This window comes from Burkholderia sp. 22PA0099 (genome assembly GCF_047497165.1).
In the GTDB taxonomy this organism is placed as follows: Bacteria; Pseudomonadota; Gammaproteobacteria; order Burkholderiales; family Burkholderiaceae; genus Burkholderia.
Genome location: NZ_CP163164.1, coordinates 2,695,459 through 2,722,372, shown reverse-complemented (window position 1 = coordinate 2,722,372; position 26,914 = coordinate 2,695,459). Strand labels below are relative to the sequence as shown.

The 26,914-nt window shown below is 68.3% G+C and carries 24 protein-coding genes and 2 pseudogenes; 15 read left to right on the top strand and 11 right to left on the bottom strand.

Annotated features, from left to right (window positions below):
• Window positions 1-9: 9 nt before the first annotated feature.
• From AB4851_RS12130 to AB4851_RS12110, 5 genes and pseudogenes are all read right to left on the bottom strand, one after another.
• A complete protein-coding gene (locus AB4851_RS12130; RefSeq protein ID WP_414447401.1) occupies window positions 10-3,474 on the bottom strand; it encodes a DUF2126 domain-containing protein in 3,465 nt (1,154 codons plus the stop codon).
• A gap of 174 nt (window positions 3,475-3,648) precedes the next feature.
• A pseudogene (locus tag AB4851_RS12125) lies at window positions 3,649-3,867 on the bottom strand (transglutaminase family protein); the annotation flags it as partial.
• Window positions 3,850-4,593 (bottom strand): annotated as a pseudogene (locus AB4851_RS12120) (transglutaminase domain-containing protein); the annotation flags it as partial. The pseudogenes AB4851_RS12125 and AB4851_RS12120, both read right to left, overlap by 18 nt.
• A 10-nt stretch (window positions 4,594-4,603) precedes the next feature.
• Window positions 4,604-5,545, bottom strand: a complete 942-nt coding sequence (locus AB4851_RS12115) for an alpha-E domain-containing protein (protein WP_414439412.1) — start codon at window positions 5,543-5,545, stop codon at window positions 4,604-4,606.
• Window positions 5,546-5,628: 83 nt separating this feature from the next.
• Window positions 5,629-7,044, bottom strand: a complete 1,416-nt coding sequence (locus tag AB4851_RS12110; RefSeq protein ID WP_414439413.1) for a circularly permuted type 2 ATP-grasp protein — start codon at window positions 7,042-7,044, stop codon at window positions 5,629-5,631.
• On the opposite strand from AB4851_RS12110, the gene AB4851_RS12105 reads away from it, so the two are divergent.
• The 4 genes from AB4851_RS12105 (at window position 7,035) to AB4851_RS12090 (ending at window position 9,840) form a co-directional block, all read left to right on the top strand.
• Window positions 7,035-7,391: a hypothetical protein gene (locus AB4851_RS12105; protein WP_414447400.1), complete on the top strand. Its 357-nt coding sequence runs from the start codon at window positions 7,035-7,037 to the stop codon at window positions 7,389-7,391. The genes AB4851_RS12110 and AB4851_RS12105 overlap by 10 nt on opposite strands.
• Window positions 7,392-7,563: 172 nt before the next feature.
• Window positions 7,564-8,211 carry a nitroreductase gene (locus AB4851_RS12100; RefSeq protein WP_414447399.1) on the top strand — a complete coding sequence of 216 codons (648 nt, stop codon included), beginning with the start codon at window positions 7,564-7,566 and terminating at the stop codon, window positions 8,209-8,211.
• 109 nt (window positions 8,212-8,320) lie between these two features.
• Window positions 8,321-8,809, top strand: a complete 489-nt coding sequence (locus AB4851_RS12095; RefSeq protein WP_414447398.1) for a hypothetical protein — start codon at window positions 8,321-8,323, stop codon at window positions 8,807-8,809.
• 179 nt (window positions 8,810-8,988) lie between these two features.
• The gene (locus AB4851_RS12090; protein ID WP_414447397.1) at window positions 8,989-9,840 is read left to right on the top strand and encodes an NADPH-dependent oxidoreductase; all 852 of its coding nucleotides are present in this window, start codon (window positions 8,989-8,991) and stop codon (window positions 9,838-9,840) included.
• Window positions 9,841-9,923: 83 nt separating this feature from the next.
• On the opposite strand, the gene AB4851_RS12085 is transcribed toward AB4851_RS12090, so the two are convergent.
• Window positions 9,924-10,643 carry a UPF0149 family protein gene (locus tag AB4851_RS12085; RefSeq protein ID WP_414439418.1) on the bottom strand — a complete coding sequence of 240 codons (720 nt, stop codon included), beginning with the start codon at window positions 10,641-10,643 and terminating at the stop codon, window positions 9,924-9,926.
• A gap of 100 nt (window positions 10,644-10,743) precedes the next feature.
• Entirely contained in the window at window positions 10,744-11,643 is a 900-nt protein-coding gene (locus AB4851_RS12080; protein WP_414447396.1) for a DUF817 domain-containing protein, read from the bottom strand.
• A gap of 598 nt (window positions 11,644-12,241) precedes the next feature.
• On the opposite strand from AB4851_RS12080, the gene ahpC reads away from it, so the two are divergent.
• From ahpC to AB4851_RS12060, 4 genes are all read left to right on the top strand, one after another.
• Window positions 12,242-12,805, top strand: coding sequence for an alkyl hydroperoxide reductase subunit C (ahpC, locus tag AB4851_RS12075; RefSeq protein ID WP_414439420.1), 564 nt, complete (start codon window positions 12,242-12,244; stop codon window positions 12,803-12,805).
• A gap of 123 nt (window positions 12,806-12,928) precedes the next feature.
• Window positions 12,929-14,521, top strand: coding sequence for an alkyl hydroperoxide reductase subunit F (gene ahpF / locus AB4851_RS12070; RefSeq protein WP_414447395.1), 1,593 nt, complete (start codon window positions 12,929-12,931; stop codon window positions 14,519-14,521).
• Between the two features lie 353 nt (window positions 14,522-14,874).
• Window positions 14,875-15,444, top strand: coding sequence for an isochorismatase family protein (locus AB4851_RS12065; protein WP_414447394.1), 570 nt, complete (start codon window positions 14,875-14,877; stop codon window positions 15,442-15,444).
• A gap of 110 nt (window positions 15,445-15,554) precedes the next feature.
• Window positions 15,555-16,469: a LysR family transcriptional regulator gene (locus AB4851_RS12060; RefSeq protein ID WP_414447393.1), complete on the top strand. Its 915-nt coding sequence runs from the start codon at window positions 15,555-15,557 to the stop codon at window positions 16,467-16,469.
• An 84-nt stretch (window positions 16,470-16,553) separates the two neighbouring features.
• On the opposite strand, the gene AB4851_RS12055 is transcribed toward AB4851_RS12060, so the two are convergent.
• Window positions 16,554-16,931, bottom strand: coding sequence for an MAPEG family protein (locus AB4851_RS12055; RefSeq protein ID WP_414439424.1), 378 nt, complete (start codon window positions 16,929-16,931; stop codon window positions 16,554-16,556).
• 235 nt (window positions 16,932-17,166) lie between these two features.
• Here AB4851_RS12055 and AB4851_RS12050 point away from each other — a divergent pair, with 235 nt between their 5' ends.
• From AB4851_RS12050 to AB4851_RS12025, 6 genes are all read left to right on the top strand, one after another.
• Complete coding sequence (locus AB4851_RS12050) at window positions 17,167-18,126, top strand: AraC family transcriptional regulator (RefSeq protein ID WP_414439425.1); 960 nt, start codon at window positions 17,167-17,169, stop codon at window positions 18,124-18,126.
• A gap of 116 nt (window positions 18,127-18,242) precedes the next feature.
• Window positions 18,243-18,809, top strand: a complete 567-nt coding sequence (locus AB4851_RS12045) for a carboxymuconolactone decarboxylase family protein (RefSeq protein ID WP_414447392.1) — start codon at window positions 18,243-18,245, stop codon at window positions 18,807-18,809.
• Window positions 18,806-19,891 carry an acyl-CoA dehydrogenase family protein gene (locus AB4851_RS12040; protein WP_414447391.1) on the top strand — a complete coding sequence of 362 codons (1,086 nt, stop codon included), beginning with the start codon at window positions 18,806-18,808 and terminating at the stop codon, window positions 19,889-19,891. The genes AB4851_RS12045 and AB4851_RS12040 overlap by 4 nt, the downstream gene beginning before the upstream one ends.
• On the top strand, window positions 19,888-20,685 hold the full coding sequence (locus AB4851_RS12035; protein WP_414447390.1) for an ABC transporter ATP-binding protein: 798 nt from the start codon (window positions 19,888-19,890) through the stop codon (window positions 20,683-20,685). Before AB4851_RS12040 ends, AB4851_RS12035 begins: the two co-directional genes overlap by 4 nt.
• Window positions 20,686-20,739: 54 nt before the next feature.
• Window positions 20,740-21,930, top strand: a complete 1,191-nt coding sequence (locus tag AB4851_RS12030; RefSeq protein ID WP_414447389.1) for an ABC transporter substrate-binding protein — start codon at window positions 20,740-20,742, stop codon at window positions 21,928-21,930.
• Window positions 21,923-22,759 carry an ABC transporter permease gene (locus AB4851_RS12025; RefSeq protein ID WP_414447388.1) on the top strand — a complete coding sequence of 279 codons (837 nt, stop codon included), beginning with the start codon at window positions 21,923-21,925 and terminating at the stop codon, window positions 22,757-22,759. The genes AB4851_RS12030 and AB4851_RS12025 overlap by 8 nt, the downstream gene beginning before the upstream one ends.
• 187 nt (window positions 22,760-22,946) lie before the next feature.
• Here AB4851_RS12025 and AB4851_RS12020 read toward each other — a convergent pair whose 3' ends face one another.
• From AB4851_RS12020 to AB4851_RS12010, 3 genes are all read right to left on the bottom strand, one after another.
• Window positions 22,947-24,011, bottom strand: coding sequence for an L-idonate 5-dehydrogenase (locus tag AB4851_RS12020; protein ID WP_414447387.1), 1,065 nt, complete (start codon window positions 24,009-24,011; stop codon window positions 22,947-22,949).
• 50 nt (window positions 24,012-24,061) lie between these two features.
• A complete protein-coding gene (locus AB4851_RS12015) occupies window positions 24,062-24,835 on the bottom strand; it encodes an SDR family NAD(P)-dependent oxidoreductase (RefSeq protein ID WP_414447386.1) in 774 nt (257 codons plus the stop codon).
• Window positions 24,836-25,042: 207 nt separating this feature from the next.
• On the bottom strand, window positions 25,043-26,059 hold the full coding sequence (locus AB4851_RS12010; protein WP_414439433.1) for a 1-aminocyclopropane-1-carboxylate deaminase: 1,017 nt from the start codon (window positions 26,057-26,059) through the stop codon (window positions 25,043-25,045).
• A 197-nt stretch (window positions 26,060-26,256) separates the two neighbouring features.
• On the opposite strand from AB4851_RS12010, the gene AB4851_RS12005 reads away from it, so the two are divergent.
• Complete coding sequence (locus AB4851_RS12005) at window positions 26,257-26,781, top strand: Lrp/AsnC family transcriptional regulator (RefSeq protein WP_414447385.1); 525 nt, start codon at window positions 26,257-26,259, stop codon at window positions 26,779-26,781.
• Window positions 26,782-26,914 lie beyond the last annotated feature (133 nt).

The window sequence follows — 26,914 nt, the reverse complement described above, 5'->3', positions numbered from 1 at the left end:
GACGGTTGCTCAGTCGCGTCGCAAATCGAGCGTGAACGGGAATTCGCGGCTCGGCGCGGCCGGCTCCACGTCCATCCGGCCCGGCGTGTGGCCGATCGACACGAAGCGCGCGAGCCGCCGGCTTTCCGCCTCGTAGGCGTTGACCGGGAACGTCGCGTAGTTGCGGCCGCCCGGGTGCGCGACGTGATAGCGGCAGCCGCCCAGCGAGCGATGCATCCACGTATCGACGATGTCGAACGTCAGCGGCACATGCACGCCGAGCGTCGGATGCAGCGCCGACGGCGGCGCCCACGCCTTGTAGCGCACCCCCGCCACGTATTCGCCGGCCGTGCCGGTCGGCTGCAACGGCAGCGCGCGGCCGTTGACCGTCACCACGTGGCGGTTGTCGTTCAGGCCGCTGACCAGCACCTCCAGCCGCTCCAGCGAGGAATCCACGTAGCGCACCGTGCCGCCGGTCGCGCCTTCCTCGCCCATCACGTGCCACGGCTCCAGCGCGCTGCGCAGGCTCAGCTCGATCCCCTTCACGGCCACCTGCCCGTACAGCGGGAAGCGGAACTCGAAGTGCGGCGCGAACCAGGCCGCGTCGAACGGGAAGCCCGCTTCGCGCACCTCGGTCATCACGTCGTCGAAATCCATCTTGACGAAGGCCGGCAGCATGAAGCGGTCGTGCAGCGCGGTGCCCCAGCGCGTCAGCGGCGTGCGGTACGGCGTATCCCAGAAACGGGCGATCAGCGCGCGCAGCAGCAATTGCTGCACGAGGCTCATCCGCGCGTGCGGCGGCATTTCGAACGCGCGCAGTTCGAGCAGGCCGAGGCGGCCGGTCGCCGAATCGGGCGAATACAGCTTGTCGATGCAGAACTCGGAGCGGTGCGTGTTGCCCGATACGTCGATCAGCAGGTTGCGCAGCACGCGATCGACCAGCCAGGGCGGCATGTCCTGGCCGAACAGCAGCTTGCTGCGCTCGATTTCCTTGAACGCGATATCGAGTTCGTAGACCTGATCGTTGCGCGCCTCGTCGACGCGCGGCGCCTGGCTGGTCGGCCCGATGAACATCCCGGAGAACAGATAGGACAGCGACGGATGGTTGTGCCAGTAGGCGATCAGGCTGGCCAGCAGGTCCGGGCGGCGCAGGAACGGGCTGTCGGCCGGGGTGGCGCCGCCGAGCACGAAGTGATTGCCGCCGCCGGTGCCCACGTGGCGGCCGTCGATCATGAACTTCTCCGACGACAGGCGTGTGCGCCACGCCGCGTCGTAGAGGAATTCGGTCTGCTGCACCAGTTGGCGGAAATCGTGCGCCGGGTGGATGTTCACCTCGATCACGCCCGGATCGGGCGTCACGGCCAGCACCGTCAGGCGCGGGTCGCGCGGCGGCGGGTAGCCTTCGAGAATCAGCTTCATGCCGAGCGCGCGCGCCGTCAGCTCGATCGCGCCGAGCAGGTCGAGGTAATCCTCCAGTTCGGCCAGCGGCGGCATGAACAGGTACAGCACGCCCTGGCGCACTTCGGCGCACAGCGCGGTGCGCGTGATGTCCTTCGCCGATTCGAAGCGCGCCGGCGGGCGCGATGCAGCGGCGGTGGCGGCAGCAGCGTCCTGCGCGGCGTGCGGCTGGCCGGGACGGCGGGCATCGCCCGCGCCGGCTGCCTCGGCGTCGAGCCGCGATTGCCACGCGGTGCGCGGCGCGGCGGCCGCGACGCGATGGCCGCCCACCAGATACGGCGGCGCATCGGCCGCGCCGAGATAACGCGCGCGCAGCATGTCGGCGGTCGGCAGCGGCGTGTGCGGCGCGAACGGGTCGCGCTCGACCAGGTACGGGAAATCGGTCTCGCTGACCCACGGCAGCGAATCGAGCGGCAGGCGATAGCCCATCGGCGAATCGCCGGGGAACAGGTACATGCGCTCGTCGCGGAAGAACCACGGGCCGGTTTCCCAGCGCGGCCCGGCCAGCTCCGGCGACTGCGGCAGCGCCTTCAGCGGCAGCACGTAGCCGATCACGGTGTCGAGCTTCTGCTCGAACACCTTGCGCAGCCGCGCGCGTTCGAGTTCGTCGTCGAGACGCGAGTCGAACGGATCGACGTTGACCGGCAGGCGGCGCTCGCGCCACAGGTAATACCAGGTGTCCTCGAAGCCGGGGCGAATGTGGTCGGTGCTCAGGCCGAGCCGGCCGGCCAGCGCGCGGATGAAGCGCTGCGCATCCTCGGTCGTGTAGCGGGAGGGCTCGCGCTCGTCGGCGAACAGCGACGGGTCCTGCCAGACCGGCTCGCCGTCCTTGCGCCAGAACACCGACAGCGCCCAGCGCGGCAATTGCTCGCCCGGATACCACTTGCCCTGCCCGAAATGCAGGAAGCCGCCGTCGCCGTATTCGGCGCGCAGCTTCTGCACCAGCGAGGTGGCGTAGCCGCGCTTGGTCGGCCCGAGCGCATCGGTGTTCCACTCGGCGCCGTCGCGGTCCTCGATCGACACGAAGGTCGGCTCGCCGCCCTGCGTGAGGCGCACGTCGCCGGCCTGCAGCACGGCGTCCACGTTCGCGCCCAGTTCGAGCACGTCGGCCCATTGCGTCTCGGTGTACGGCTTGGTCACGCGCGGCGATTCGTAGATCCGCGTCACGCCCATCTCGTGCTCGAACGACACCTCGCATTCGTCGATCAGGCCCTCGACCGGCGCGGCGCTGGTGGGCTGCGGCGTGCAGGCGAGCGGAATATGCCCTTCGCCGGCCAGCAGGCCCGAGGTGGGATCGAAGCCGATCCAGCCCGCGCCCGGCAGATACACCTCGCACCACGCGTGCAGGTCGGTGAAATCGACTTCCGTGCCGCTCGGGCCGTCGAGCGATTTGACGTCGGGCGTCAACTGGATCAGGTAGCCCGACACGAAACGCGCGGCCAGGCCCAGGTGACGGCACACCTGCACCAGCAGCCAGCCCGTGTCGCGGCACGAGCCGGAGCCGAGCGTCAGCGTTTCCTCGGGCGTCTGCACGCCCGGCTCCAGGCGCACCAGGTAGCGCACGTCGTTCTGCAACTGCTGGTTCAGCGCGACCAGGAAATCGATCGTGCCCTGCGGCTTGCGGTCCACCGTGGCCAGGTAGTCGCGGAACACCGGCGACGCGCTGGCCGCCGGATCGCAGACCAGATACGGCGCCAATTCATCGCGCAGGCCGGCATCGTAGGTGAACGGGAACTGGTCGGCCGACTCCTCCAGGAAGAAGTCGAACGGGTTGTAGACGGACATCTCCGCCACCAGGTCGATCGTGATCTCGAAGCCGAGCGTGCGCTCCGGGAACACCAGGCGGCCCATGTAGTTGGCGAACGGGTCCTGCTGCCAGTTCACGAAATGCTGCGCCGGCTCGACCTTCATCGAGTACGACAGGATCGGCGTCCGGCAATGGGGCGCGGGACGCAGCCGCACGATTTGCGGGCCGAGTCCGACGAGGCGGTCGTAGCGGTAACGGGTGGTGTGGTGTAGCGCGACGTGGATGGACATGTCAGGGTCGGTCGGTTCGGTTCAGGTCGGGACGACAGGCGCTGCGTTCGGGAGAAGCGATTCGCGCGAGGCGCACGCGGGCGCCCCGGCGGATCGATGCAAAGGGGGACGGGCCGGCGGGCGGCCGCGACGGGCGCCGGTCAACGGGCGCGGTCGGCGAATCGGGCGACCACCTCACACCAGTTCGGGCGACTGGATCACGCTGATCTCCACGGCCGACGTGCTGGCGCCGATGCCGGTGACCGGGCGTGCGTCGCGGTAATCGAGGCCGCTGGCCAGGCGCACGTAACGCTCGTCCGGGCAGCGGTTCATGAACGGATCGAAGCCCACCCAGCCGAGCCCTTCGACATACGCCTCGGCCCAGGCATGGCCCGACGGCGGATAGGTGGTCACGGTGCCCTGCTGCATGCGGCCCTGCGGCGCGGTGGCGTCGCTGGCCGAATGGCGGATGCCGTCCGCGTCCATCGACATGCGCTGCGACTGCTGCGCGCCGCCGCTGGCCTGCATGGTTTCGGCCATCCGTTGCAACGCGCCGTCGGTCAGCAGATAGCCGCTCACGTAGCGGGCCGGCACCTTCAGCGCGCGCGCCGCCGCGATGAACGCGTGCGCGTGGTCGCGGCTGGTGCCCTCGCCCGCTTCGAGCGCGGCTTCGGCGTCGCCGTCGCTGTCGGCCAGCTCCGGTGCGTAGCGGATTTGCGCATGCACCTCGCTCATCAGCCAGTGCAGCGCGTCGAGGCTGTGGTGTTCGAGCGGCAGCGCCTCGGCGATCGCGCGCACGCGCTCGCCGGCCTGCGTGTAATCGGTGGCGCGCTCGAAGATCCACGGCACGGCGTAATCGTCGGCGCTGCCGACGATGCCCGCGCGATCCTGGGTTTCGATCACGCCGGCGGCCACCACCGTCACCTCGGGCCGGTCGCCCCGATCGTGGCGCACCAGGTCGATCCGGTTGCCGAGGCCATCCACATAGCCGACCGTCGGCTCCACCCCGTCGATCGTCACCTGCCAGGCGCGCACCGTCTGCCCGAGGCCGTTGGGCGGACGCAGGCGCAGGCGTTGCAGGGCGTGCGTGGCGTTTTCGTCGAATCGGAAACGCGTGATATGGCGAATCGCAAGTCGCATGATGGCGCTCTCAGTCGAAGTTGTAGGCTTGGGCGATTTCCGCGCCGAGTTTGTTGTTCCGGCCGATGAAATCGGTCAGGAACTCATGCAGCCCACTCTTGAAGATCCGCTCGACCGAATTGTCGGGCAACATCTCCAGGATTTTGGCGGCGCTTTCGTGACATTCGTGCGTGACGCCGTAATCTTTTCCGAGCCGGTTCAGGCTCGACATCACGCGGCCGGAGCAATAACGCAGCGAACGCGGCATCCGGCCATTGAGAATCAGGTAATCGGCGATGTTGATCGGCTTGTACTGCACGTCGTACACCCAGCGGTACGAGCGGTGCGCGGCCACCGAGCGCAGGATCGATTCCCATTGGTAGGTGTCGATCATGGTGCCCACGTGCGACACCGACGGCAGCAGCAGGTGGTACTTCACGTCGAGAATTCGCGCGGTGTTGTCGGCACGCTCGATGAACGCACCGATTTCCGCGAAATCGAAGATCTCGTTGCGCAACATGGTGCTGTAGAAGCTGCCGAGGATCAGCGCGGTTTCGCGCTTGATGTGATCGAGGATCGCCGGCAGCCCGCTCGAATTGAACGGCCGCGCCAGCAGGCGCTTGACCGATTGCCAGGCGTCGTTGACCGTTTCCCACAGCTCGCGCGTGATCGCCGTGCGCACCATGCGCGCGTTCGAGCGCGCGTATTCGATGCACGACAGCACGCTCGACGGGTTGTCGCGATCGCGCAGCAGGTAATCGGCCACGTTATCGACCGTGTATTCGTCGTACTTTTCCCGGAATCCGTCGTCGGCGCCCGAGCTCACCAGCACCGACGACCATTCGGCCGGCGCGTCCGAGGTGCGCGTGAGGGCCATTCGCAGGCCCGCGTCGACGATCCGCGCGGTGTTTTCCGCGCGCTCGATATACCGGTACATCCAGTAGAGACCGCTTGCAGTCCGTCCAAGAAGCATGTCCTGTCGCTCCGATCGTTATTGCTTTCGCGCGCGGTTCGATGGTTCGAGCGCCGCGCGCACCGGGTGTGGTGTGGGCCGTCTCAGTCGGCCAGCACCCAGGTGTCCTTGGTGCCGCCGCCCTGGCTCGAGTTGACGACCAGCGAGCCTTCCTTGAGCGCCACGCGCGTCAGGCCGCCCGGCGTGATGCGAATCCGGTCCGACACCAGCACGAACGGACGCAGATCGACGTGGCGCGGCGCGAGGCCCGCTTCGGTCAGGATCGGCGTGGTCGACAGCGCGAGCGTGGGCTGCGCGATGTAGTTGCTCGGCCGCGCGCGCAGCTTGGCCGAAAAGGTTTCGCGCTCCTCGCGCGTCGAGGCCGGGCCGACCAGCATCCCGTAGCCGCCCGAGCCGTGCACTTCCTTGACCACCAGTTCCTCCAGGTGCTCGAGCACGTACTTGAGGCTGTCCGCCTCGCCGCAGCGCCAGGTCGGCACGTTCTCCAGCAGCGCCTTGCGGCCCGTGTAGAACTCGACGATCTCGGGCATGTACGAATAAATGGCCTTGTCGTCGGCGATGCCGGTGCCGGGCGCGTTGGCGATGGTGATGTTGCCGGCGCGGTAAACATCCATGATGCCGGGCACGCCGAGCACGGAATCGGGGCGGAACGTGAGCGGGTCGAGGAACGCGTCGTCGAGGCGGCGGTACAGCACGTCGATCGGCCGGAAGCCTTCGGTGGTGCGCATCGCCACGCGGCCGTCGATCACCTGCAGATCGCTGCCCTCCACCAGGTGCACGCCCATCTGGTCGGCCAGGAACGCGTGTTCGTAGAACGCCGAGTTGTGGATGCCCGGCGTCAGCACGGCCACCGTGGGGTTGTCGGCGTTGCCGCCCGGCGGGCAGACCGCCGCCAGCGACTGGCGCAGCAACTGCGGATAGGTTTCCACCGGCCGCACCTTGACGCGCTGGAACAGCTCCGGAAACAACTGCATCATCGTTTCGCGGTTTTCGAGCATGTACGACACGCCCGACGGCGTGCGCGCGTTGTCTTCCAGCACGTAGAACTGGTTCTCGGCGGTGCGCACGATGTCGACGCCGATGATGTGCGTATACACGTTGCCCGGCGGCCGGAAGCCGATCATCTCGGGCACGAACGCCTCGTTGTGCGCGATCAGGTGCTTCGGCACGATGCCGGCGCGGACGATTTCCTGGCGGTGATAGATGTCGTCGAGAAAGGCGTTGAGGGCCATCACGCGCTGCTCGATGCCCTGCGAGAGCCGCGTCCATTCCTGGCCGGAGATGATGCGCGGCACGATGTCGAACGGGATCAGCCGCTCGGCGGCCTCGGCGTCGCCGTAAACGGCGAACGTGATGCCCGTGCGGCGGAACACGCCCTCGGCGTCGTGCGCTTTCTGCGCAAGGCTCGCGGGGTCTTGCGTATCGAGCCATTGCTTGAGGCGCTCGTAAGGCGCGCGCACCGAGTCGCCGGATAACAACATTTCATCGAATGGCTTCATTCAGGATTTCTCTCCATCTCATTCTTGTGTTCGGCATCGACTGCCGGACCGGCATTACCTGTGAGAGCAAGGTCCGTGCCTCCCGCCAAGCCGATTCCGACGCCGATATGGCACCGTTTGATGACATTGCGCACCGCGCCGGTGCGCGCCCCGACGCCATACGCGACGCGATGCGCCGCGGCGAGGCATTTGCCGGCCGGACACCTCGCGAACCGCGCACGACGCCGGGCGGCATGCGCCGACGCTGTGCATTGAAGCCGTCGACGATCATGCACCGCTTTCGCCAACTTGCCTATCGGCGCACGCGGGGATTGATCGTCGCTCCAACAAGGCGCAGGCGGGCGTGACGCGGCGATGACGACCCGATCCGATTGCGTGCGCAACCAAGTGGGATCGGGGGCGGCCGACCGCCTTTCATCACCGCCGACATCCCTCCCCCGCTCAATCACAAATGAGAATCATTTGCATTTGATCGTGATTTGTTCGATGATTCGTCCATCGACTCAACGGATGAACACCATGACCGCTCTTCTTTCTCCGGCGGCGGCGCATGACGCCCCCGCCGACGCCCTGGCCAGCCTGCTCGGCCGCCAGTCCCACTGGCCGCTCGCCGAGCCGGGGCCGAGCGAGCGCGAACTCGACGCGATCTTCGACGCCGCCCTGCGCGCCCCCGACCACGGCAACCTGAAGCCGTGGCGCTTCGTGCTGATTCGCGGCGAGGCGCGACGCGCGCTCGGCGACGTGCTGGTGCGGCTCGCCGACGCCCGCGAACCGGGCGCCCCGGCCGGCGCCAACGCGCACCGCGCGAACAAGCCGCTGGCCGCGCCGGTGCTGATCGCGATCGCCGCCGCGCTGGTGCCGCATCGCAAGGTGCCCGAAACCGAACAACTGCTGGCCGTGGGCGCGGCCGCGATGAACCTGCTCAACGCCATCCACCAGCTCGGCTACGGCGGCTTCTGGTCGTCGGGCGTCGATTCGCGCGAGCCGGTGCTGCACGACGCGTTAGGCTTCGCGCCGAACGAGCAGTTGCTCGGCTTCATCTACGTGGGCACGCCCGCCGCCGATGCGCCGGCCACGGCGCGCCCCGCGCGCGAGGCGTTCGTGCGCGAATGGCGCCCGCAGGCCGATGCCGACCGGAGCCTTGCGGCGCAACCCGCCGCCCGCTGATCCGCTTGCCGCGCGCCGCTCGCCCACTCGCGGGCGGCGGCGCGCCCCGAACGCGGCCCGCCCTGCCGGCAGCCGCCCAACCGAAGCTTTCGACGCCCCTGGAGGTGCCATGAGTGACACGCGACTTGGCGCGGGCCGCCCATCCCTGTACGACGACCCGCTCGCGGGCGACCCCGATACCGCCGAACGCGTCGTGCTGACGGCCGTGCGAACCTGGCTGCACCCCGAATGCGGCGGCAACCGCCAGGCCCGCGCCGCCCACACCTGGCGCGACGTGCTGGTGGAAGCCGGCCTGCATGCCGACGGCCTCGATCACTTCGACATGATGATGAACACATTGGCCTGTTCGTCGCAGCGCCCGCTCGACATGCGCTGCCGCTGCGCGCAGGACCTCGCCTACGACGAAGCGTCACTGCTGCAGGCCATCGCGCATCTGCAATCGACGCACGGCGAGGCCGCGATCGGCGTACTGAACGACTGGCTGCCCGCGTTTTCGGTCAGCGGCGTGCTGAAACTCACGCGCTGGTTCTCGATCGCACTGCTCGACGCCGGGCTGGAGATCCGGGCGCGCGAACGGAACGTGACCTACATGCATTGAATGCACCGGCGCGCCAGCGCCGAAACCGCGGGCGAAACGGCGGGCGAAATGGCGGGCGAAGCGGCGAAATTGGCGAAATCGCCTGACGAAACGCTGTCGATCGCCCCGCTCATCAGCAGACAGCGCCCGTCTCGCATACCATGGCAGCCTTTTCATCGATGTCTGGAGACGCTTCCGGTATGAACGACACCGCTACGGCCACCGCCGATACCCGCCACGCACTGCTGCGCGAGCGCTACGGCGCCACCTGGGCCCCGCAGGCCGATGCCGCCGACGGGGCCGTCAACGACGTGATCGCCACGCTGCTGCGCCACCGCACGGTGCGCGCCTACGCCGAGCGCGCGCTGCCCGCCGATATCCTCGAAACGATCGCCGCCGCCGCCCAATCGGCGCCGACCTCGTCGAACCTGCAGGCGTGGAGCGTGGTGGCCGTGCGCGACCCCGAACGCAAGGCGCGCCTGGCCGTGTGCGCCGGCAATCAGAAGCATGTCGCCAAGGCGCCGCTGGTGCTGGTGTTCATCGCCGATCTGTCGCGCCTGCGCCGCGTGTCGGAGCAGGAACAGATGCCGGGCGCGGGCCTCGGCTATCTCGAAGCCTTCCTGGTGGCCGTGGCCGACGCCGCGTTCGCCGCGCAGAACACCGTGGTCGCGATCGAATCGCTCGGCCTCGGCTGCTGCTATATCGGCGGCATGCGCAACCAGCCCGAAGCGGTCGCGCAGGAGCTGGGGCTGCCGCCCGAGGCGTTCGCCGTGTTCGGCCTGACGATCGGCTATCCCGATCCGGCCGTCACCAACGACGTCAAGCCGCGCCTGCCCGCGCCGCTGGTGGTGCACGAGGAACGCTACACGGCCGAATCGAGCGCGCAACTGGCCGACTACAACGCGTCGATGGAAGCGTTCCAGCGCATGCAGCAGATGACGGAATCGGGATGGACCGGGCAGGCGTCGCGCCGCGTGCGCGGGCCGGAAGCGCTGTCGGGCCGGGATCGGCTCGCCGAGGCGCTGGCCACGCTGGGTTTCGGTCTGAAGTAAGGCGGGAAGGAAAAACGCGGGCGGGCGCGCCTTGCGCGGCCCGCCCGCGCATGGCGGATCAGGATCGGGGCAAGCTGGGCGGATCAGTCCGGCTGGCCGTCGTCGCCGCAGCACTTCTTGTGCTTCTTGCCGCTGCCGCACGGGCACGGATCGTTGCGGCCGACCTTCGGCGCGTCGCGCTGGATGGTCTGCGCGAGCAGGCGCTCCTGCGTCGGGCCGCGATGCGGCAGCCAGAATTCATAGATCTTCACGACCGCCGGGGGCACCTGCTCCGAGAGCCGCTCGCGCTCGGCCGGCTGGTCGAGCAACGCGCGTTCGTCGTCGTCCAGGTCGTCGCTGCCGAGCAGGCGCAGCGGACGCAGCATGGTTTCGGCGTCGGCGTGGTCGATCAGCAGTTGCCAGTCGTCCCAGCGCAGGCCCATGCCCTGGAAGAAGCCGTTGGCCCAGGCTTCGGCGTCGATGAACTCGTGCGTGCCGTTCTCGTCGTCCACCTCGTTGACGCTGAACAGCGGCGCGATCGACGACGGATCGGCTTCGAAGGTCTGCAGGATCGCGTTGTAGTGCCGCATCATCAGGTTGAAGACGTACTCGGCCTGCTCGTAGTTGGCGAAATCGGGCGCGTCGTCCTCGCTCGGCCCCCAGACGTCGGCCAGCCAGTCGGTCGGGGCGATCGTGGTCGGGCCGATCGCGATCGCGGTCAGGTAACCGTCGAGCATCTCGATCGTCATGGTGTTCTCCGACATGATGTCGGACGTCAGGAACTGGTCGAGTTCGTCGAGGGTCTTGTCGTCGGTGTGGGTCATCGCTGTGCGCCGCGCCGGGCGAGCGCGAACGATTCGCGAACGCACGGCGGAAATGGAAAACCGGCATTCTACCGCCGCGCGCCGGCCGCGCAATGACGATTCAGCCGCGAGGCGCCTCGCCCGCCGCCGGCGGCCATGTGCGCGGCGGGTTGACCAGCGTGACGATCACGTAGCTCATGATGGTCAGCATGAACCACGCAACCAGCTTGCTCGGCGACACCAGCGTCCAGCCGTCGCGCTGCGCGGGGTAGAGCCAGGCCTGGCTGAACGTGCCGACGTTCTCGGCCAGCCAGATGAACAACGCGATCAGCAGGAACCCGAGCAGCATCGGCATGCGGTGATAGCGGCGGCTGACGCGGTAATACACATGGCAGCGCCGGAACGCCACGGCCACCAGCGCGATCAGCCCGTAACGCAGGTCGAACCAGTAGTGATGCGTGAAGAAATTCACGTAGATCGCCAGCGACAGCCCGGCCGTGACCGGCAGCGGCGGATGCCCCGTGAAGCGCAGGTCGAATTCGCGGATCGCCCGCGCGAGATAGCTGCCCACCGACGCATACATGAAGCCGGTGAACAGCGGCACGCCGCCGATCCGCAGCACCGCGTACTCGGGATAGACCCACGAGCCCACCGCCGTCTTGAACACTTCCATCGCCGTGCCGGACACGTGGAACAGCAGGATCACCTTGACCTCGTCCCAGGTTTCGAGCCGCAGCGCGATCAGCGTAATCTGGATCGCCACGGCGGCGAGCGTCAGCAAGTCGTAACGTGACAGCGCCGCATCGCGCGGGTAGACGAAGTGCGTGGCGATCAGCAGGCCCACCATCAGCCCGCCGAACAGGCACACCCAGGCTTGCCGGAAGCCGAACACCAGGAACGTGTGCAGGCCCTGCGCCGCACCGCCGCGCAGGCGGGTGGCGGCGGTCACGCGCGCCGCCAGCGCTTCGATGGTGGCGTCGGCGCGCGAGCGCACCGCCAGGACAGGCGGATTGGTCGTCATCGGACGGCCTCCCATGCACATCTCGATGGCAGGCAGATGACTGCGCCGCGTTGTTGCCCCGATCGATTCATTTTCACCACGCGCTCTCGTTGTTGTCGGTCGTGCCTGCCGATATCGCGCCGTTTCGGCCGCCATCGCGGCATCGGCGTGCATCGGTTACGCAATCGCCCCGGGCGATTTCAGGAATGCGCGGCAGTATATCGGCCGATTTGTCGCCTTGGTCATTCGCCCGTCAAATCGTTCAGGCAGAAAACCGGGCGACATGCGAAGCAAGGCTGGACGAAATGCGCAGAATCGGAGAAAATCGCGCCACTCGCCTTATTCGCCGCGACATTGCGTCGCGCTGCGTACCCCCTTCTCCGGGTAAGGCGGCGAACCCCGCGCGGCAAGGCTTTCCAGCCTGCCCAGCCTGCTTCTCCCGCCTTCGGCGCCCGGCCTGACGGCCCGGCCCGAGACGCAATCCGTCTCGAAGTCGGGACAGATAGAAAATCCCGATCCCGCTCATTGAAACAAGCAATTTCCCATTGCCCGGTCGAGTCGTCATACTTGCGTTTCCTGATCACCACCCGATCACCTTTTCACTCAAAGGAAACAGCAAATGCCGATCATCAACAGCAAGCTCCAACCGTTCAAGGCAAACGCATACCACAAAGGCGATTTCGTCACGGTCAGCGATGAAGATCTGAAGGGCAAGTGGTCGGTCTTCGTGTTCTACCCGGCGGACTTCACGTTTGTGTGCCCGACGGAACTGGGCGACCTGGCCGATCGTTACGCAGAATTCCAAAAGCTGGGCGTTGAAATCTACGGCGTGTCGACCGATACGCACTTCACGCACAAGGCATGGCACGACACGTCGGACACGATCGCCAAGATCGAGTACCCGCTGGTCGGCGACCCGACGCTGACGCTGGCACGTGCATTCGACGTGCTGATCGAAGAAGAAGGCCTGGCACTGCGCGGCACGTTCGTGATCAACCCGGAAGGCGAAATCAAGATCGCCGAAATCCACGACAACGGCATCGGCCGTGACGCTGGCGAACTGCTCCGCAAGGTGCAAGCCGCTCAGTACGTCGCATCGCACCCGGGTGAAGTGTGCCCCGCCAAGTGGACGCCGGGCGCAGAAACGCTGACCCCGTCGCTCGACCTCGTCGGCAAGATCTAAGCTTCCCCCAGCAGCAAGACGGTATCAAGGCGCCGCAAGGCGCTCGACAGTGCGGCCCGAACCGGGCCGCACGTCCCCTCGCCTCCGGCGAGGTGCCAAAAACACTACGGAATCCGAATTATCATGCTCGACGCCAATCTCAAGACCCAGCTCAAGTCGTACCTCGAGAAGCTCACCCGTCCGATCGAACTCGTCGCCTCGCTCGACGATGGCGCGAAGTCGCAGGAGCTGCTCGCGCTGCTGAACGAGATCGGCGAACTGTCGGCGCGCGTGAGCGTCATCGAACGCCGCGACGACACCGAGCGCAAGCCCTCGTTCACGATCGGCGAACCGGGCAAGGCCACCGGCATCCGCTTCGCCGGCATCCCGATGGGCCATGAATTCACCTCGCTCGTGCTCGCCTTGCTGCAGGTCGGCGGTCACCCGCTGAAGCTCGACGAGTCGACGATCGAACAGATCCGCAGCCTCGAAGGCGATTTCTCCTTCGAGACGTATTTCTCGCTGTCGTGCCAGAACTGCCCGGAAGTCGTGCAGGCGCTGAACGTGATGGCCTTGCTGAACCCGCGCATCCGCCACGTGGCGATCGACGGCGCGCTGTTCCAGGATGAAGTCGACCAGCGCCAGGTGATGGCCGTGCCGACCATGTTCCTGAACGGCGAAAGCTTCGGCCAGGGCCGCAGCAGCGTGAAGGAAATCCTCGCCAAGATCGACAAGGGCGCCGGCGCCCGCGCCGCCAAGGAACTGGCCACCAAGGAAGCGTTCGACGTGCTGATCGTCGGCGGCGGCCCGGCCGGCGCGGCAGCGGCGATCTACTCGGCACGCAAGGGCATCCGCACCGGCGTGGTGGCGGAACGCTTCGGCGGCCAGGTACTCGACACGATGGCGATCGAGAACTTCGTCTCGGTGCAGGAAACGGAAGGGCCGAAGTTCGCGGTGGCGCTCGAACAGCACGTCAAGCAATACGACGTGGACGTGATGGACGTGCAGCGCGCGACCAAGCTGGTGCCGGGTGCGCTCAACGAGATCCACCTCGAGAACGGCGCGGTGCTGAAGGCCAAGACCATCGTCCTGTCGACCGGCGCACGCTGGCGCGAACTGAACGTGCCGGGCGAACGCGAATACCGCAACAAGGGCGTGGCCTACTGCCCGCACTGCGACGGCCCGCTGTTCAAGGGCAAGCGCGTGGCCGTGGTCGGCGGCGGCAACTCGGGTGTCGAGGCCGCGATCGATCTGGCCGGCATCGTGCGCGAAGTGACGCTGATCGAATTCGGCGCCACGCTGCGTGCCGACGACGTGCTGCAACGCAAGCTGCGCAGCCTCAAGAACGTGACCGTGATCACCAGCGCGCAAACCACGGAAGTGACCGGCGACGGCCAGAAGCTGAACGGCATCGTCTACCTCGAACGCGAAAGCGGCGAGACCAAGCGCATCGATCTCGAAGGCGTGTTCGTGCAGATCGGCCTGATGCCGAACACCGAATGGCTGAAGGGTTCGATCGAGCTGTCGCGTCACGGCGAAATCGTGGTCGATGCGCGCGGTGCGACGTCGATCCCGGGCGTGTTCGCTGCCGGCGACGTGACCACGGTGCCGTACAAGCAGATCGTGATCGCGGTCGGTGAAGGCGCCAAGGCGTCGCTGTCGGCCTTCGACTACCTGATTCGTCAGGACGTCGAACCGGCGCCCGCCGCCAAGCAGGCGGAAACCGTCGCGGCCTGATCGCGGCCCGGAACGCCACAACAGTTCTACCCTTCGCCCTCGCTCGTCATGCCCCCCATGCAGCGAGGGCGCTTTTTCCAGGCCCGCCCGTTCGGCGGGCTTTGTCTTGTTGCGCGGGCATCGCTCGCCACACGCGCTTGACGCCGCCTCACGCCTGCGTCATTCTCGCGTTCATGAACGCACCGCGCCGCCATGCCACGACACGCACCACGACCGCCTTCGGCGGGTCGTGAGGTCGGCGCGCAGCAGTTCATTTCTGCCTGTTCCACCCCAAGGCCCCGCCAGCGATGCGGGGCTTCGTCGTTTCTGGACGCGCATTCCCCGCCTCGCCGGCATTCGATGGAGATGCCACGATGTCCGACCGACCCGACCGACTCAGCCGACCCCGCCAACCGTTTCCCGCCCGCGCTCTGCTGATCGTCGACATGCAGCACGGCCTGTTTCATGGCGCCGACGCGCCGTATGAAGGCGAGCGCCTGCTCGCGAACCTGCGCACGCTGATCGGCCGCGCGCGAGAGGCCGGCGCGATGATCCTCGCTGCGCGCCACGTGGGCGCGCCCGGTACGCCGCTCGCGCCGAACAGCGCGCTGGTGCAGTTGCTGCCCGAGCTCGGCCTCGATCCGCAACACGACATCGTGTTCGACAAGCAGCGCCCGAACTGCTTTTCCGGCACCGCGCTCGCCGCGCGCCTGGCCGAAGCCGGCGTGCGCGAGCTGGTCGTCGCCGGCATGAAGACGCAGTATTGCGTCGACACGACCTGCCGCGCCGCGCCCGAGCACGGCATCCGCCCGGTGCTCGCGGCCGACGCGCACAGCTGCATGGACACGCCCGTGCTGCCGGCCTCGGCCATCGTCGCGCATCACAACCTGACGCTGGCCGGACCGTTCGCCGACGTGCTCGCCACGCACGATTGCCATTTCTGAACGATGCGCTTGCACCGCGCGCCACGCTGCAACACGGCGCGCGACGCAAGTGCTACGCTACGCGCGGCAATGCATCCGCGTTGCCCTCCCCCGATGACTCAGGTTCCACCATGTTGCGTGCCGGCCTTTCCGAATTGACGGCGTTCGTTGCGATCGCCGAACAGCGCAGTTTCCGGGCCGCCGCACTCTCACTGGCCGTCTCGCCGTCGGCACTCAGCCATTCGATGCGCAGCCTGGAGGCGCGGCTCGGCGTGCGCCTGTTCAATCGCACCACGCGCTCGGTCGCGCTGACCGAAGCCGGCGAGCAGTTGCTGCGCCGTGTCGGCCCGGCGCTCAGCGATCTGGAAAACGCCGTGGACGAAGTGGCCACCGCGCAGAATCGCCCGGCCGGCTCGGTGCGCATCAGTGCTTCGGAGTCCTCCACACGGCTCCTGATCCGCCACGTGCTGCCCGGCTTCCTGCTGCGTTATCCGGATATCCACGTGGAGTTCGTTACCGATACGCGGCTCATCGACATCGTGGGCGAAGGCTTCGACGCCGGCATCCGCGTGCTCGACGACGTGCCGCGCGACATGATCGCCGTGCGCTTCGGGCCGGAGATGCGCTTCATCGCGGTGGCCTCGCCGGCCTATCTGGCGCGCCACCCCGCGCCCGAGCGCCCGGCCGACCTGATGCAGCACCGCTGCATCCGCTTCCGTTTCGAGAGCGGCGCGATGTATCGCTGGGATTTCCAGTCGAACGGCAAGACCAGCAGCCTCGACGTGGGCGGCCCGATGACGCTCGGCAATATCAATTCGATGATCGAGACGGCGCTGGCCGGCATCGGCGTGGCCTGGGTGCCCGAGAACCAGGTGGCCGAGTATCTGGCCGACGGCCAACTGGTGGCGCTGTTGCGCGAATGGAGCGTGGCGATGCCGGGGCTGGCGCTGTACTACCCGGCCAACCGCCATCCGCCCGCGCCGCTGCGGCTGTTCGTGCAGGCGGTGCGCGACTGGGTGTCGGGCGACGCGCCCGAGAAGGTTTGAGGCAATTGAGGCAAGCATGACGACCCGGCCCGCACGCCGGATCGTTGCACGCGCAACCTCATGCCGCGTGCGATGCGCGCACGATCACGGCGACGGCGCGACGAAGAACAGCCAGACCACGCAGATCATCGACGCGAACCACACTAGCGAGCGCAGCGACGCCCAGTTCGCGACGTAGCACACCCCGTGCAGCACGCGCGCGACGACGAACGCCGTGGCCAGTTGATCGACGCGCACCCCGTTCGCGCCGTTGTGCCAGGCCACCACGAGCGCCGCCGTAAACAGCGCGAGCGCTTCGAGCGCATTCTGATGCGCGCAGACCGCGCGGCCGCGCCAGCCTTCGAGCTTCGCCAGATACGCGCGCGGCGCGGTGTTGTCGTAGCCCTGGCGCGCCTTCGCGCACACGGTCCATACAAACGGCAGCAGCACCACGATCAACAGGCAGGTCTGCGAAGCAATCATTCCAGTCTCCTATATTGACATCGAGCAATGACAAGATCCGGCGCAGCTTAGCATCGGCGCGGGCGGCCGCCGTACAGAAAAACTAGACGGGTTCCTCTGCCGCAACGCGGAAACCCCGGCCCGGCATGCTTATCACCCTGGCGCATATGCTTCATCCCAACGCTTCTTTGGCCGTGCCGCCGCCGGGCGCTAAGCTAAGTTCCCCTTTTTTCGCGCATCGCCGTCGCACCCGATCATGCCGACCACCGTTGAACGCGCCGCCGACTGGCTGCTGTCCGGGCTGGAACTGCGCAGCACGCTGTTCCATGCGGGCCGTTATTGCGGCGTCTATCAGGCCTCGACAGCGGGCCATCAGCGCGCGAGCTTCCATCTCGTGCTGCAGGGCGAATGCTGGCTGCATCTGCCGGCCACGCCCGCGCGAGCGGCGCAGAGCACCCGGCTGACGGCCGGCGACGCCGTGTTCCTGCTGCACGACGTGGCGCATTGCCTGTCGCCAAGGGAACGCGCACCCGAAGCCGACGAACTCGGCCAACGGCTCGGCACCATGACGGCGCTCGAGGCCGACGCCTCGGCGGGCAGCGTGGGCCTCGCCTGCGGTTTCTTCGAATTCCGCTCCGATCTCGGCGACGCGATCCACGGGCTGCTGCCCGACCACATCATCGCGCGCCACGACGACGCCCGCCTGGCCGGCGCGCGCGTGGTGTTCGACTTGATCCGCGAGGAAGTGCGCCGTACCCCCGATGCGCCCTCGCCGCTCGTCGACCGCCTGACCGACGTGCTGTTTTTCTACGCACTGCGCAGCATCGCGAGCGCCGACAGCTTCGCGCCGGGGCTGTGGTCGGTGATGCGGCGCGCCGAATTCGCGCCGCTCGTCAATGCGATCATTGCGAGCCCCGCCGACGACTGGACCACCACCTCGATGGCCGGCTTCTGTCACATGTCGCGCGCAAGATTCTGCAAACAGTTCGCCGATGCCTGCGGCCAGCCTCCCGCGCAATTCCTCGCGCTGCTGCGCATGAAGGTGGCCGCCGAACTGCTGCGGCACGGCGCGTCCACCTGGGATGCGGCCGAACAGGTCGGCTATCGCTCCGAATCGGCCTTCGCGCAGGCCTTCAAGCGCGTCACGGGCCTGCCGCCCGGCGCGTGCCGCCGCGAGCGCATGCAGGACGCCTCGGTCTACGCACCCATGCATTGAGCGGCGCCGCGCCCGAGACGAATCCGCAGGAAACGCAGACGGGGCCGCATTGCCCGCTGCCGCCGGGCGCCGCCACAATGGCCGTCCGAACGATTTCCGCTGTTTTCGAGGACACCATGGCACGTCTGCCGCTGCACACCGTCGATACCGCTCCCGAAGCGAGCCGCCCCTATCTCGAGCAATCGCTCGCGGCGAACGGCTTCCTGCCGAACCTGGTCGCCTCGCTCGCGAACGCGCCGGCCGCGCTCGAAACCTATCTGACCGTGGCGGCGATCAATGGCCGCAGCGGCCTGTCGCTGGCCGAACGCGAGGTGGTGCAGATCACCGCCGCCGCGATCCACGGCTGCGGCTTCTGCGTCGCCGGCCATACCGCCGTGGCGCTGAAGAAGGCGCAACTGCCGGCCGACCTGGTCACGGCGATCCGCGACCAGGCGCCGATTCCCGACGCGCGGCTCGCCGCCGTGGCCGACTTCACGCGCGCCGTGATCGACACGCGCGGCAACGTGTCCGACGCCGCGCAGGCGGCGTTTCGCGAGGCCGGCTTCAGCGACGCGAATGCGCTCGAAGTGATTCTCGGCGTCAGCCTCGCCACGCTCTGCAACTTCGCGAACAACTTCTCGCACAACGCGCTCAATCCGCAGCTCGAAGCCTACCGTTGGGAACCCAAGGCACAACCGGCATGACCTCGCTCACCAGCACGCGCAACACCGGCCTCGGCGACTGGCTCGACGCGCACGCCGAATCGCTCGACACCGAACCGGCGCACGCCGCCGAGGTGCTGCCGCGGCTCGCGCGCGCGGGCCTGAGCGCGATCGGCGTGCCGGCCTCGTCGGGCGGCGCGGGCGGCAACATCGCCGATGCGATCGATGCGGTCGCGCAGGTGGCCGGCCATTCGCTGGCCGCCGCCTTCGTGCTGTGGGGCCATCGCACCTTCGTCGAATACCTGCTGCAAGGCGACTGCGCGCCGTTGCGCGAGCGCTGGCTGCCGGCCCTGATCGACGGCACGACCGCCGGCGCCAGCGGCCTGTCGAACGCGATGAAATACCTGTCGGCGATCGAATCGCTGCAGATGCGCGCGACGCGGCATGCCCAGGGCTACGCGCTCGACGGCAGCCTGCCGTGGATCACCAACCTGCGCCCGGCAGGCTTTCTGGCCGCCGCGGCGTTCGAGCACGACGATGGCGCGCCGCCCTCGATCTTCGCGCTGCCGCACGACGCGCCGGGCCTGCAGCGCAGCGACGATCTCGATCTGGTGGCGCTGCGCGGCAGCAATACCGCCGCGTTGCGCCTGGAAGGCGTCGTGCTCGACGCCGCGTGGCGCATCACCGCCGACGCGCCCGCGTTTCTCGCGCGCCTGCGCCCGGCGTTTCTCGGCCTGCAATGCGGCATGTCGTTGGGGCTCGCGCAGCGTGCGCTGACGGCGGCATCGGCCAGCGGCGACGCGTCCCGCGAGGCGATCGCGGAAGAGATCGACGCACTCGCCGCCGAATTGGCGGCGCAACGCGTGCAATTGCTGTCGGGCGTGCTCGACGGCCGCTTTCTCGCGCAACCGGCCGCGCTGTTCGAATTGCGGATCGCGCTGGCCGGCACCGTGAACGCCGCCGTCGGCCTCGAAGTGCAGGCCAGCGGCGGACGCGGCTACCTGCGCGGCAGCGGCGGCACCGCGCGGCGCGTGCGCGAAGCGGCGTTCGTGCCGATCGTCACGCCGAGCCTCGTGCAGTTGAAGACCCAGCTCGCGCGCCACCGGCAGGCCGACGCGGCATGAGCGGCGCGCGCCTGGAAATCGGCGGCCTCGCGCTGCGCTACGCGAGCCGCGAGGTGCTGCACGGGGTGGATCTGGTGGTCGAGCCCGGCGAGATCGTGGCGCTGCTCGGCCCCAGCGGCTGCGGCAAATCCTCGCTGCTGCGCGCGATCGCGGGCCTCGTCGCGCCGAGCGCGGGCGCGGTGCGGCTCGACGGCGAACCGATCGCGGGGCCGCGCGCCGACGTCGCGCTGGCGTTCCAGCATCCGGCCCTGCTGCCCTGGCTCAACGTGGAACGCAACGTCGCGTTCGGCCTCGACTTTGCCCGGCAGGCCCCGCTCTCGCGCGAGCAGCGCAAGTCGCGCGTGAGCGACGCGCTGCACGCCGTCGGCCTCGAACACGCGCGCCACTGGCGGCCGACGCAGTTGTCGGGCGGCATGGCGCAGCGCGCCGCGCTGGCCCGCAGCCTGGCCCGCGAGCCGCGCGTGCTGCTGCTCGACGAGCCGTTCGGCGCGCTCGACGAAGTCACGCGCGCCGGCATGCAGCGCCTGCTGGTTTCGATCGTGCGCCGCACCGGCGCCACCGCCGTGCTCGTCACGCACGACATCGACGAGGCGCTGCGGGTGGCCGATCGCATCGTGCTGCTCGGCCACGGCCGGCTCGCGGGCGAATGGCCGGTGAGCGTCGCGCCGCCGCGCGAGTCCCAACTGGCCGCGCTCGGCGCGCTGCGCGTGCCGATCCTGGCGGCCCTGCATGCGGCCATGCCGTCCGCCGCGTTCCTGTCCGAACCATCCGATTTGTCCGATTTGTCCGATTGATTGCCCCGGCCGATCGTTCCGATCGACCGACTCCACCACGGTGAATGCCTGACGATGTGCGATATCCCGATGTCCCGCCGCGAGTGGCTCAAGCTCGCCACCCTGTTCTCCGTGGCCGGCGCCGCGCCGCTGCTCCATACGCTGAATGCGCGCGCGGCGGCCGAGCCCGACGCGCCGGTCCGCATCGGCTACCTGCCGATCCTCGACGCCGCGCCGCTGCTGGTCGCGCATGCCAACGGCCTGTTCGACGCGGCCGGCGTGAAGGCCGAAAAGCCGGTGCTGCTGCGTAGCTGGGCGCAGCTCGTCGAGGCCTTCCTGTCCGGGCAGGTCAACGTGGTGCACCTGCTCTCTCCGATGACGCTGTGGGCGCGCTACGGCAGCCGCGCGCCGGCCAAGGTGGTGGCCTGGAACCACGTGAACGGCTCGGCCCTCACGGTCACGCCCGAGATCGGTTCACTGGCCGATCTCGGCGGCAAGACGGTGGCGGTGCCGTTCTGGTATTCGATCCACAACGTGATCCTGCAGGACATGCTGCGCAGCCAGGGCCTCACGCCGGTGCTGCAGAAAGGCGCGACGCCCGGGCCGAAGGAAGTGGCGCTGATCGTGATGGCGCCGTCCGACATGCCGCCCGCGCTGGCCGCGCGGCAGATCGCCGGCTACACCGTGGCCGAGCCGTTCAACGCGGCGGCCGAGCAGCTCGGCATCGGCAAGATCCTGCGCTTCACGGGCGACGTCTGGCGCAACCACGCCTGCTGCACGATCTTCATGCACGAACAGGACCTGACGCAGCGCGCGGATTGGTCGCAAAAGGTGGTCGACGCAATCGTGAAGGCGCAGCTCTGGACCCGCGCGCATCCGCAGGAGGCGGCCCGGCTGCTGTCGAAGGAAGACGAGCACCACTACACGCCGCACGCCTCCGCCCTGCTCGGCCGCGTGCTCGCGCCGCCCGCCGGCGACGCCGGCCGCTATCTCGGCGATCGCGCGATCCGGCATGCCGACTGGCACTCGGGGCGCATCGACTTCCAGCCGTATCCGTATCCGAGCTACACCGAGGAACTGGTGCGGCGCCTGAAGACGACCCGCACCGAGGGCGCGAGCGGGTTCCTCGCGCAGCTCGATCCGGCCTTCGCGGCGCGCGACCTGGTGGACGACCGGTTCGTGAAGAAGAGCATCGAAGCGGCGGGAGGCATGGCTGCCTTCGGCCTGCCGGCCGGCTATACGCGCCAGGAGACGATTCTTGTCTAGCGTGCTGCCCGTCGATCCGGCCGCGCCGCGCGCGGGGCAGGCGCCCGGTGCGCGGCGAGCCCGCGCTCGCGCGGCCCTGCTCGGCGTAGCGGGCCTGGCCGCCGCGCTCGGCCTCTGGTGGCTCGCCGTGGCCACGCTCGGCGGCAACAACGCGATGCTCGCGCAGTTCTCGCCGTGGCGCGCCTGGCAGGCGCTGCCGACACTGATCCACGACGATCAGTTGCTCGGCCACGTCGCCACCAGCCTGCGCCGCATCGCGGCCGGCCTCGGCTGCGCGCTCGTGGTGGGCGTGCCGGTGGGCTTCGCGATCGGCAGGCTGCGCTGGCTGGAGCAGGCGCTGTCGCCCACACTGCAATTCCTGCGCATGGTGTCGCCGCTGTCGTGGATGCCGATCGCGGTGATGTCGCTCGGCGTGGGCGATCGCTCGGTGATCTTCCTGCTCGCCTTCGCGGCGGTGTGGCCGCTGATCCTCAGCACCGCGGCCGGCGTCGTGCAGCTCGATCGCCGCTGGATCGAACTGGGCCACAGCCTGGCCGCCACGCGCGCCGAAATGCTCTGGCACATCTATGTGCCCGGCATCGCCGCGCAAGTGCTGACCGGGGTGCGGCTCGCCATCGGGATTCTGTGGATCGTGCTGGTGCCGGCGGAAATGATCGGCGTCAGTTCCGGGCTGGGCTATTTGATTCTCGACACGCGCGACCGGCTCGCCTATTCGGAACTGACCGCCGTGATTCTCGTGATCGGCGTGCTCGGCTTCACGCTCGACCTGGCAGCCCGTGCGCTGGCCGCCCGGCTGAACGGCGGCCACGCGCCCGAGGACGGACGCTGAGGCAGGGGCGCTGGGTACGGACTCCGAGGCACGAACTTCGACGCACGGGCTCCGAGGCGCGGCCCCTGACGCACGGACTCTGAAGCACGGGCTCCGAGGCGCGCCCCCCCGACGCACGACTCTGAAGCACGAACTCCAACGCACGGGCTCCAAGGCGCGGCCCCTGACGCACGGACCGCCGCGGCGCTCACGCGTCGAGCGCCGCTTCCTCGAAGTCGATCAGCACCTTCATCGCGCGGCGGCGATCGCCGGCCAGCGCGAACGCCTCGTTGGCCTCGCGCGCCGGGAACACGCGCGTGATGGCCGGCGCGAGATCCACGCGGCCCTCGTTGATCAACTGCACCGCGAGCGCGAATTCCGAATGGAAGCGGAACGACCCGCAGATCGTCAGCTCCTTGGCCACCACCACGTTCTGCGGAATCGCCACGTCACCACCGAGGCCGAGCTGCACCACCACGCCGCGCGGGCGCAGCGCATCGAGCCCGTCGCGCAGCGCGCGCTCGTTGCCCGAGCACTCGATCATCACGTCGAACGTGCCCTTGTCGGCCGAGAACGCCCGGGTCCATTCGGGATCGGCGGCGACGTTGATGGTGCGATCCGCGCCGAGCGCCTTCGCCACGGCCAGCGGCTCGTCCACCACGTCGGTGGCCACCACCTCGCGCGCGCCGTGCGCCTTCGCGGCGGCCACCGCCAGCGCGCCGATCGGCCCGCAGCCCGACACCAGCACGCGCCGCCCGATCAGCGGGCCGGCGCGCGACACGGCGTGCAGGCCCACCGCGAACGGCTCGGCCATCGCGGCCAGCGTGAACGGCACATGGTCGGCCACCTTCACGCACTGCACCGCGTCGCACACGAGCGCGCCGCGAAACGCGCCCTGGATGTGCGGCATGCGCATCGCGCTGCCGTAGAAGCGCATGTCGAGGCACTGGTTCGGCAGGCCTTCGAGGCAGAACTTGCACTTGCCGCACGGGCGGCTCGGGTTGACGGCCACGCGGTCGCCCACGCGCACGTCGGTCACGCCCTCGCCCACCTCGACCACCGTGCCGGCCACTTCATGGCCGAGCACCATCGGCTGCTGCAGGCGGATCGCGCCGAAGCCGCCGTGCCGGAAATAATGCAGGTCGGAGCCGCAAATGCCGCCCATCGCAACCTGCACCCGCACCTGGCCGGCGCCCGGCGTTTCGACTTCGCCGGCTTCGTAACGCAGATCGTTCGGTGCGTGAATGACGAGACACATGCAACGCAGTTTCATGGGGCGTCCTCCTGTTTCTTCGGGTTCCTGAAGGATAACGTGTGCGTCGCTCATACCGTGCTCGTCAGGCCGCCGTCGACGAACAAGGTCTGGCCGTTGATGAAATCGGCCGCCGCCGAGGCGAGAAACACCGCCGCGCCGCACAGCTCGTCGACGCGGCCCCAGCGGCCCGCCGGGGTGCGCTTGCAGATCCAGTCGTTGAACGCCGGATCGTTGACCAGCGCCTGATTCAGTTCGGTTTCGAAGTAGCCCGGCGCGAGGCCGTTGGCCTGGATGCCGTGGCGCGCCCAGTCGGCGCACATGCCCTTGGTCAGCATCCGCAGCGCGCCCTTCGAGGCCGCGTACGGCGCGATCGAGGGCCGCGCGAGTTCGCTCTGCACCGAGCAGATGTTGACGATCTTGCCGTGGCCGCGCGCGATCATGTGGCGCGCCACCGCGCGCGACACGATGAACGCGCCGTCGAGATTGACGCGCATCAGCGCGTGCCAGTCGTCGTCCGCGAACTGGTCGAGCGGCGCGCGGCGCTGGATGCCGGCGTTGTTGACGAGGATGTCGATCGGGCCGACCTCGGCCTCGAACGCGTCGATCGCGGCCGTGGCCTGCGCCGAATCGGTCACGTCGAACACCGCGGGCGCGGCGTCGAAGCCCTGCTCGCGGAACGTGGCGGCCAGCGCGGCCGCCTTCTCGGGATTGCGATCGTTGATCGCGATGCTGGCGCCGGCTTCGGCGAGGCCGCGCGCGAGTGCCAAGCCGATGCCGCGTCCCGACCCGGTCACGAGCGCGCGGCGCCCGTCGAGCCGGAACAGGCGATTGACGTCTCCCATGCCTGTTCTCCGTATCTTTCGTGTGCACGCCGCGCGCGGCCGGGAATCGGCGCGCTGCGGCGGCGCGCCAAGTAAACCGCATGCCGCCACGCCTCGCCAATGCTGTTTGCTGATGGCGTCATCACGAATCGTGATCGAAGCGCGAAGGGCCGGCGACGCAACGCGCCAGCCGGCCCTTGGGGCGATGCCGCTACTGCCGCTACCGCATCAACCGTCGCGGAACAAGTAGCTGTAGGCGCTCAACGCCGGTACGCCGCCCAGATGCGCATACAGCACCTTCGAGCCTGCCGGGAACTCGCCGAGCCGTACTTTCTCGATCATGCCGTGCATCGATTTTCCTTCGTACACCGGATCGGTCAGCATGCCCTCGAACTTCGCCGACAGGCGGATCGCCTCCAGCGTGCCCTCGCTCGGCAGGCCGTATTCGGGGCCGCCGAAGCGCTCGTCGAGCACCACGTCGGCATCCGTGATCGCACGGCCCAGCTCGACGCGATCAGCGGTGCCGCGCGCGATGCGCAGGATCTGCTCGCGCGTCTGCGCCGGCTTGGCCGACGCGTCGATGCCGATCACGCGATCGGCGCGCCCGTCGGCCGCGAAGCCCACCACCATGCCGGCCTGCGTGCTGCCCGTGACCGAGCACACCACGATGTAGTCGAAGCGGAACCCCAGTTCGGCCTCCTGCGCGCGCACTTCCTCGGCAAAGCCCACGAAACCGAGGCCGCCGAGCGGATGCTCGGAGCAGCCGGCCGGAATCGGATACGGCTTGCCGCCGCTGGCGCGCACGTCGGCCATCGCCTCTTCCCAGCTCTTGCGGATGCCGATGTCGAAGCCGTCCGGCACCAGCCGCACGTCGGCGCCCATCATGCGCGACATCTGGATATTGCCGACCCGGTCGTACACGGCGTCGCTGTAGTTGACCCAGTTCTCCTGCACCAGCACGCACTTCATGCCGAGATGCGCGGCCACCGCCGCCACCTGGCGCGTCTGGTTCGACTGCACGCCGCCGATCGACACCAGCGTGTCGGCGCCCTGCGCGATCGCGTCGGGGATCAGGTATTCGAGCTTGCGGGTCTTGTTGCCGCCGAACGCGAGGCCGCTGTTGCAGTCCTCGCGCTTCGCGTACAGCTCGACCTTGCCGCCCAGATGCGCACTGAGCCGCTTGAGCGGCTGGATCGGCGTCGGGCCGAAGGTTAGCGGGTAACGCGGGAATTTCTGAAGGTTCATGCTGCGCTCCTTGGGCGATGGATTCGGTCGTGGCGCGCGGCACCGGCATGGCCCGGCGCCGTCGTGCGGCTGTCATCGAAACGACCCGATCATCGTAGAAGCGATCGAACGAACCAGGGTTGCGAATAAATTGTCGATTTTCGATGTTTGGAAAACAGATGGATAATCGGGCGGAACTTCATTAGGAAAACTCACCCATGTGCGCAACAAAACGAACATCGGGAAGCGCGACGTCCGCCCGGGCCAAGGCCGAGGCGGCGGGCGCCGAACTGGACCGCACCGACCGCGCGATCCTGCGGGCGTTGCAGAAGGACGCCTCGGTCTCGAACGTCGCGCTCGCCGCGCGCGTGAACCTGAGCCCGCCGGCCTGCCTGCGGCGTGTCGAGAAACTGAAGGATGCGGGCCTGATTCGCGGCGTGGTGGCGTTGCTGGAGCCGAAGGCGCTCAATGCCGGAATGCTGGTCATGATCGGCGTGGTGCTCGATCGCTCCACGCCCGAATCGTTCGCCGCGTTCGAGAAGGCCGCGCAGAAGGTGTCGGGCTGCATGGAATGCCATGTGGTGACCGGCGAGTTCGATGCGTTCATGCTGGTGCGCACACGCGACAGCGAAACCTTCAACCGGCTGCACGCCGAGCAATTGCTCTATCTGCCCGGGGTTCGGCAGATCCGCACGTTCGTGGTCCTGAAGGAAATTTTGTCGACCACGCAGTTTCCGATCTGAAGCGGTCGGAATGCCCATGAGCGCCTGTGACAGGGCCATGACCAGCCGCGAATATTCACGACCGAAAGCCAATTGAATGCTGTTTTAAATGGATGGTTACAAACCGTTGCACCTGAAATAAGCCGGCTTCGTA

Coding starts and splice junctions, on each gene's coding strand:
- AB4851_RS12085 (WP_414439418.1), bottom strand. CDS start 10,643: ATGACCCACACCGACGACAAGACCCTCGACGAACTCGACCAGTTCCTG.
- AB4851_RS12010 (WP_414439433.1), bottom strand. CDS start 26,059: ATGAACCTTCAGAAATTCCCGCGTTACCCGCTAACCTTCGGCCCGACG.
- ahpF (WP_414447395.1), top strand. CDS start 12,929: ATGCTCGACGCCAATCTCAAGACCCAGCTCAAGTCGTACCTCGAGAAG.
- AB4851_RS12015 (WP_414447386.1), bottom strand. CDS start 24,835: ATGGGAGACGTCAATCGCCTGTTCCGGCTCGACGGGCGCCGCGCGCTC.
- AB4851_RS12130 (WP_414447401.1), bottom strand. CDS start 3,474: ATGTCCATCCACGTCGCGCTACACCACACCACCCGTTACCGCTACGAC.
- AB4851_RS12090 (WP_414447397.1), top strand. CDS start 8,989: ATGAACGACACCGCTACGGCCACCGCCGATACCCGCCACGCACTGCTG.
- AB4851_RS12115 (WP_414439412.1), bottom strand. CDS start 5,545: ATGCTTCTTGGACGGACTGCAAGCGGTCTCTACTGGATGTACCGGTAT.
- AB4851_RS12055 (WP_414439424.1), bottom strand. CDS start 16,931: ATGATTGCTTCGCAGACCTGCCTGTTGATCGTGGTGCTGCTGCCGTTT.
- ahpC (WP_414439420.1), top strand. CDS start 12,242: ATGCCGATCATCAACAGCAAGCTCCAACCGTTCAAGGCAAACGCATAC.
- AB4851_RS12050 (WP_414439425.1), top strand. CDS start 17,167: ATGCCGACCACCGTTGAACGCGCCGCCGACTGGCTGCTGTCCGGGCTG.
- AB4851_RS12005 (WP_414447385.1), top strand. CDS start 26,257: ATGTGCGCAACAAAACGAACATCGGGAAGCGCGACGTCCGCCCGGGCC.
- AB4851_RS12105 (WP_414447400.1), top strand. CDS start 7,035: ATGGCTTCATTCAGGATTTCTCTCCATCTCATTCTTGTGTTCGGCATC.
- AB4851_RS12035 (WP_414447390.1), top strand. CDS start 19,888: ATGAGCGGCGCGCGCCTGGAAATCGGCGGCCTCGCGCTGCGCTACGCG.
- AB4851_RS12045 (WP_414447392.1), top strand. CDS start 18,243: ATGGCACGTCTGCCGCTGCACACCGTCGATACCGCTCCCGAAGCGAGC.
- AB4851_RS12060 (WP_414447393.1), top strand. CDS start 15,555: ATGTTGCGTGCCGGCCTTTCCGAATTGACGGCGTTCGTTGCGATCGCC.
- AB4851_RS12080 (WP_414447396.1), bottom strand. CDS start 11,643: ATGACGACCAATCCGCCTGTCCTGGCGGTGCGCTCGCGCGCCGACGCC.
- AB4851_RS12095 (WP_414447398.1), top strand. CDS start 8,321: ATGAGTGACACGCGACTTGGCGCGGGCCGCCCATCCCTGTACGACGAC.
- AB4851_RS12030 (WP_414447389.1), top strand. CDS start 20,740: ATGTGCGATATCCCGATGTCCCGCCGCGAGTGGCTCAAGCTCGCCACC.
- AB4851_RS12110 (WP_414439413.1), bottom strand. CDS start 7,044: ATGAAGCCATTCGATGAAATGTTGTTATCCGGCGACTCGGTGCGCGCG.
- AB4851_RS12040 (WP_414447391.1), top strand. CDS start 18,806: ATGACCTCGCTCACCAGCACGCGCAACACCGGCCTCGGCGACTGGCTC.
- AB4851_RS12020 (WP_414447387.1), bottom strand. CDS start 24,011: ATGAAACTGCGTTGCATGTGTCTCGTCATTCACGCACCGAACGATCTG.
- AB4851_RS12100 (WP_414447399.1), top strand. CDS start 7,564: ATGACCGCTCTTCTTTCTCCGGCGGCGGCGCATGACGCCCCCGCCGAC.
- AB4851_RS12065 (WP_414447394.1), top strand. CDS start 14,875: ATGTCCGACCGACCCGACCGACTCAGCCGACCCCGCCAACCGTTTCCC.